The following is a 5,794-nucleotide window of genomic DNA, read 5'->3' as shown; positions in this document are numbered from 1 at the left end:
CGCGCCTACGTCGAACAGGACCTCCACGAGATCTACGAGGGCGAAGTCCGCTACGCCCGCGACGCCTTCGAAGGCCTGCGCCTGATGGACGCCCTGATCGGCGTCAAGCGGGGCGTGCCCGGCGCGGCGCTGCCCGAGCTCAGGCAGCGCCGGGTCCGCCAGACCGCCGCCGTCGAGATCGAGGAACGGCCCGAGGAGGGCCACATCCGCTCCGACGTCGCCGTCGACAACCCCGTGCCGGCTCCGCCGTTCTGGGACACCCGCGTCATCAAGGGCATCCAGCTCAAGGAGTACGCGAGCTGGCTGGACGAGGGCGCGCTGTTCAAGGGCCAGTGGGGCCTCAAGCAGGCACGCACGGGCGGACCGACGTACGAGGAACTCGCCGAGACCGAGGGCCGGCCACGGCTGCGCGGTCTGCTCGACAGGCTCCAGACGGAGAACCTCCTGGAGGCGGCCGTCGTCTACGGCTACTTCCCGTGCGTGTCCAAGGACGACGACCTGATCATCCTGGACGAGCAGGGCAACGAGCGCACCCGCTTCACCTTCCCGCGCCAGCGCCGCGGCCGCCGGCTGTGCCTGGCCGACTTCTTCCGCCCCGAGGAGTCCGGCGAGACCGATGTCGTCGGCCTCCAGGTGGTCACCGTCGGCAACCGGATCGGCGAGGAGACCGCCAAGCTCTTCGAGTCCAACTCCTACCGCGACTACCTCGAACTGCACGGTCTGTCCGTGCAGTTGGCCGAAGCGCTCGCCGAGTACTGGCACGCCCGCGTCCGCGCCGAACTCGGCTTCGCCGGCGAGGACCCGGCCGGTATCGAGGACATGTTCGCCCTCAAGTACCGGGGCGCCCGCTTCTCGCTCGGCTACGGCGCCTGCCCGGACCTGGAGGACCGCGCCAAGATCGCTGCGCTCCTCCAGCCCGAGCGGATCGGCGTCCACCTGTCCGAGGAGTTCCAGCTGCACCCCGAGCAGTCCACCGACGCGATCGTGATCCACCACCCGGAGGCGAAGTACTTCAACGCACGCTGAACCGGCGGCGCGGGCGGCGCCGACGCGCCCGCGCCGATCACATGAGGCGTTTGCCCGCCGCGAGTCGTACACTGGTCGGTCCACCGCAGGCCGGTTCCCTGTCCGGGAACCGGCCTGGTCGTCCCTCAAGGAGGTGCGCAAGGATGACCAGCACGGTCCCCGCGCTCGGAACCCGTACGGCCGAAGGGTCAGCCCTGCAGGCCGTTCTCCTCGACATGGACGGCACCCTGGTGGACACCGAGGGCTTCTGGTGGGACGTGGAGGTCGAGGTCTTCGCCGCCCTCGGCCACACCCTGGACGAGACCTGGCGCCACATCGTGGTCGGCGGTCCCATGACGCGCAGCGCCGGGTTCCTGATCGAGGCCACCGGCGCCGACATCACCCTCGCCGAACTCACGACCCTGCTCAACGAGGGGTTCGAGGACCGCATCGGCCGCGCCCTGCCGCTGATGCCGGGCGCCGCCCGGCTGCTCGCCGAGCTGTACGAGTACGAGATCCCCACCGCCCTGGTCTCCGCCTCGCACCGGCGGATCATCGACCGCGTGCTGGCCTCCCTCGGACCCCAGCACTTCGCCCTGACCGTGGCCGGCGACGAGGTGTCGCGCACCAAGCCGTACCCGGACCCGTATCTGCTCGCCGCCGCCGGCCTCGGTGCCGACCCGGCCCGGTGCGCGGTGATCGAGGACACCGCCACCGGCGTCGAGGCCGCGGAGGCCGCCGGCTGCCGGGTCGTGGCCGTCCCCTCGGTGGCCCCGATCGCACCGAGTGCCCGGCGCACCGTCGTGACCTCCCTGGAAGAGGTCGACCTGGCATTTCTGCGCGGCCTGATGACGGAAATGCGCTAGCTGTTCACCCAGCGTGCGACGCCCATTGAGCAGGGTGGACTGAAATCCGGGGCAGTGCACCGGGGTGGAATTCGCCCCGGGCGGCCCGGCTGAATTCCCGGAACTCCCCACTCCGTCGAGGGTGTGATGTTCCCCACGCCCGCGGGCCTCGACAACGTTGCCCACGTGTGCGGGTCACCCCCGTTCGAGGCTCATCGGCGTGCCCTTGTGTCCCGATTGGTGGGACGCTGCACTAATCCTGCCGCTGTCGGGTTTTCGGTGTGTCCACGCCCGGTTTCACTGCGTGATGGGGCCTCAACTCACGGGGCTGTGAACCGTCCTGCGGGCGCGGACTAATCTCATCGCGAGAACATCGCCGCAACCCCCCGTGATCCGCCGCACCACCCCTGCATGCCGGGTACACGGACACGAACAGCTCTGGAGAATCCCCCGCATGAACCGCAAGATTTTGGTGCTGCCGGCCGTGGCCGGCCTGCTCACACCGGTTCTCGCCGCGTGCGGCGGATCCGACAGCGGGAGCAAGAGCGGCGACGCCATCGTCGTGGGCACCACCGACCGGTTCACCGTCACCAGCGACACCCCTGCGCCCGTCGACCCCGCCTACGCCTACGACGTCGGCACCTGGAACATCCTGCGCCAGACCGTGCAGACCCTGATGACCCAGCCCAAGGGCGAGGGCGACCCCGTGCCGGACGCCGCCGAGAGCTGCTCCTTCACCGACAGCGGCAGCGAGCGCTACGCCTGCAAGCTGCGCGACGGCCTGAAGTTCGCCGACGGCGACGACGTCACGGCCGCGGACGTCAAGTACTCCATCGAGCGGGCGCTGCGCATCAAGGCCGACTCGGGTGTCTCCGCCCTGCTGAACAACATCGACACGGTCGAGACCCAGGGCGAGCGCGAGGTCATCTTCCACCTCAAGACGGCCGACGCCACCTTCCCGTACAAGCTGTCCACCCCGGTCGCGGGCATCATCAACCCCAAGGACTACGAGAAGAACAAGCTGCGCGACGGCTTCGAGGTCGACGGCTCCGGCCCCTACACCTTCAGCGCCGACGTCAAGGACAACACGATCGTCTCCGCCACCTTCACCAAGAACCCCTCCTACAAGGGCTACGTGCAGGTGGAGAACGACAAGGTCGTGATGCGCTCCTACGACGACGCGGCCGCCATGGGCGCTGCGATCGACAAGGGCGACATCGACGTCATGACCCGCACCATGTCGCCCTCGCAGATCCAGAAGCTCGACAGCGGCGCCGACGCGAACGTCGACCTGGTCGACATGCCGGGCCTGGAAATCCGCTACCTGGCCTTCGACACCAACGCGCCCACCGTGAAGAGCAAGGCCGTCCGCCAGGCCATGGCCCAGCTCATCGACCGCGGTGAAATCGTCTCCAAGGTGTACGGCACCCAGGCCGAGCCGCTGTACTCGCTGGTCCCGGCCACCCTCACCGGCCACTCCAACTCGTTCTTCAACAAGTACGGCAACCCCAGCACCGCCAAGGCGAAGGAACTGCTGACCAAGGCGGGCATCACCACCCCGATCAAGCTGACGCTGCACTACACCACCGACCACTACGGCTCGGCCACCAAGCAGGAGTTCGAGATCCTGCAGAAGCAGCTCAACAACAGCGGCCTGTTCGACGTCACCATCCAGGGCCACCCCTGGGCGACCTTCCGGCCCGCCGAGCAGAAGGGCCAGTACGACGTCTACGGCATGGGCTGGTTCCCCGACTTCCCCGACGCCGACAACTTCCTCGCGCCCTTCCTCGACAAGGGCAACTTCCTCGGCTCGCCGTACTCGAACAGCACGATCCAGCGCACGCTGATCCCCGAGTCCCGGCGCGATGCCGACCGGCTCAACGCGGCCAAGAGCCTGGCCGCGATCCAGGACACCGTCGCCGAGGACGTCCCCGTCCTGCCGCTGTGGCAGGGCAAGCAGTACGTCGCCGCGCGGGACGACATCACGGGCGTCTCCTACGCCCTCAACTCCTCCTCGACGCTCCAGCTGTGGGCGCTCGGCCGCGGTGTGAGCGGCTGACGTTTCTCGCAGGGGTGTCCTGCGGGCCCGGTCGGCGGGGAGCGACGGCGCGTCCCGCCCGACCGAGCGGGGTGCGCCGGCCCCGTACCGGCGACGGCAGCCCGCAAGACACCTCTTCCGTCCGGGGCACGCAACGGGGGCCTCGGAACGACGAACCGACGACAAGGCACATGCAGTGAAGATGCGTAACCAGTGGCCGGTCCTGCCCCTCGTGGCGGGGCTGGCCTCCGGCCTGTTGACCGGCTGCGGCTCGGAGAGCGGGGATTCCGGGGGAACCGGCTCCTCCGTGGTGATGGGGATGTCCGACGACGTCCTCGCCACGGACCCCGCCTCCGGCTACGACCCCGGCTCCTGGCTGCTGTTCAACAACGTCTTCCAGTCGCTGCTCAGCTTCCCCAAGGGCGGCACCCAGCCCGAACCGGAGGCGGCGAAGGACTGCTCCTTCAGCGACGACCGGGCCACGGTCTACCGGTGCGAACTCAAGCCCGGCCTGAAGTTCAGCAACGGCGACCCGCTCACCGCCGAAGACGTGAAGTTCTCCTTCGACCGGATGCTGAAGATCAACGATCCGGCCGGCCCGGCGATCATGTTCCCCTCGCTGGGCAAGGTCGAGACCCCGGACGCGAAGACCGTCGTCTTCAAGCTGAAGGTCCCCGACGCCACCTTCCCCAGCAAGATCGCCTCCGGTGCCGGCTCCATCGTGGACCACCGCCAGTACGACGCGAGCGGCCTGCGCACCGACGACAAGGCAGTCGGCTCCGGCCCCTACAAGCTGGACTCCTTCGACAAGGACCGCGCGGTCTTCTCCGTCAACTCCGACTACAAGGGCACCGCCAAGGTCAAGAACTCCGGCGTGACCCTGAAGTTCTTCCACGGCGACCGCGCCGGCCTGAAGAAGGCGCTCGAAAGCGGCGACATCGACCTCGCCTACCGAGGCCTGACCGCCACCGACATCGCCCAGCTCGACCAGCAGGACGACACCAAGGGCATGGACGTCGTCGAGGGCACCAGCGCCGAGGTCCAGCACCTGGTCTTCAACATGAAGGACCCGGTCGCCGGCAAGATCGGCGTCCGCAAGGCCATGGCCTACCTCATCGACCGCGACGCCCTCGTCAAGAACGTCTACCAGGGCACCGCCACCCCGCTGTACTCGATCATCCCGGCGGGCATCGTCGGCCACAACACGGCCTTCTTCGACACCTACGGCGCCCGCCCCTCCAAGGAGAAGGCCGCCGCCGCACTGCACGCCGACGGCATCACCGGCAAGGTGAAGCTCACCCTCTGGTCCACGCCCTCCCGCTACGGCCCCGCCACCGACCAGGAACTGAAGGCCATCGCCGGGCAGCTCAACGCCAGCGGCCTCTTCCAGGCCGACGTCAAGTCAGTCGCCTTCGGCCAGTACGAGAAGGACATCGCCCAGGGCCGATACGGCGTGTACGTCAAGGGCTGGGTGCCCGACTACCCGGACGCCGACAACTTCACCGCGCCGTTCTTCGGCAAGGACAACGTGCTGGGCAACCACTACAGCAACGGCACGATCACCGGCACCCTCATCCCCGCCACGGCCGCACAGAGCGACCGCGCCGCGACCGACCAGAACTTCGGCAAGCTGCAGAACATCGTCGCCGACGAACTGCCCGTGCTCCCGGTCTGGCAGGCCAAGCAGTACGCGGTCGCCCGCGACGGCGTCTACGGGCTGGAGTACTGCCTGGACGCCTCGACCGTGTTCCGGTTCTGGGAACTGAGCAAGAGCTGAGCGCTCCATGCACCGAGGGCGGGCCGTGGCACACCCCCGCCACCACCCGCCCCGGCCCCGTGGGAGTCCTCCCCGACAGCCGCCCCAGGCCCGCCCCCCACCACAAAAACAAAAACAAAAAAAAAAAAA

Annotated in this window: 4 protein-coding genes; all 4 read left to right on the top strand. The window is 68.6% G+C overall.

Annotated features, from left to right (window positions below; genetic code table 11):
* The coding region (locus AB0H32_RS46295; protein WP_361135132.1) for a vitamin B12 dependent-methionine synthase activation domain-containing protein at positions 1 to 1,026 on the top strand (1,026 nt) is incomplete at its 5' end.
* A gap of 143 nt (positions 1,027 to 1,169) precedes the next feature.
* Positions 1,170 to 1,871 carry an HAD family phosphatase gene (locus AB0H32_RS46290; RefSeq protein WP_361135129.1) on the top strand — a complete coding sequence of 234 codons (702 nt, stop codon included), beginning with the start codon at positions 1,170 to 1,172 and terminating at the stop codon, positions 1,869 to 1,871.
* A gap of 433 nt (positions 1,872 to 2,304) precedes the next feature.
* The gene (locus AB0H32_RS46285) at positions 2,305 to 3,909 is read left to right on the top strand and encodes an ABC transporter substrate-binding protein (protein WP_361135126.1); all 1,605 of its coding nucleotides are present in this window, start codon (positions 2,305 to 2,307) and stop codon (positions 3,907 to 3,909) included.
* A 175-nt stretch (positions 3,910 to 4,084) separates the two neighbouring features.
* On the top strand, positions 4,085 to 5,665 hold the full coding sequence (locus AB0H32_RS46280; protein ID WP_361135123.1) for an ABC transporter substrate-binding protein: 1,581 nt from the start codon (positions 4,085 to 4,087) through the stop codon (positions 5,663 to 5,665).
* Positions 5,666 to 5,794 lie beyond the last annotated feature (129 nt).

Source organism: Streptomyces sp. NPDC020362 (assembly GCF_040642095.1).
Taxonomy (GTDB): Bacteria; Actinomycetota; Actinomycetes; order Streptomycetales; family Streptomycetaceae; genus Streptomyces.
The sequence above is the reverse complement of the archived record's forward strand: the minus strand, read 5'-3'. Positions and strand labels throughout refer to the sequence as shown.

Coding starts and splice junctions, on each gene's coding strand:
- AB0H32_RS46290 (WP_361135129.1), top strand. CDS start 1,170: ATGACCAGCACGGTCCCCGCGCTCGGAACCCGTACGGCCGAAGGGTCA.
- AB0H32_RS46285 (WP_361135126.1), top strand. CDS start 2,305: ATGAACCGCAAGATTTTGGTGCTGCCGGCCGTGGCCGGCCTGCTCACA.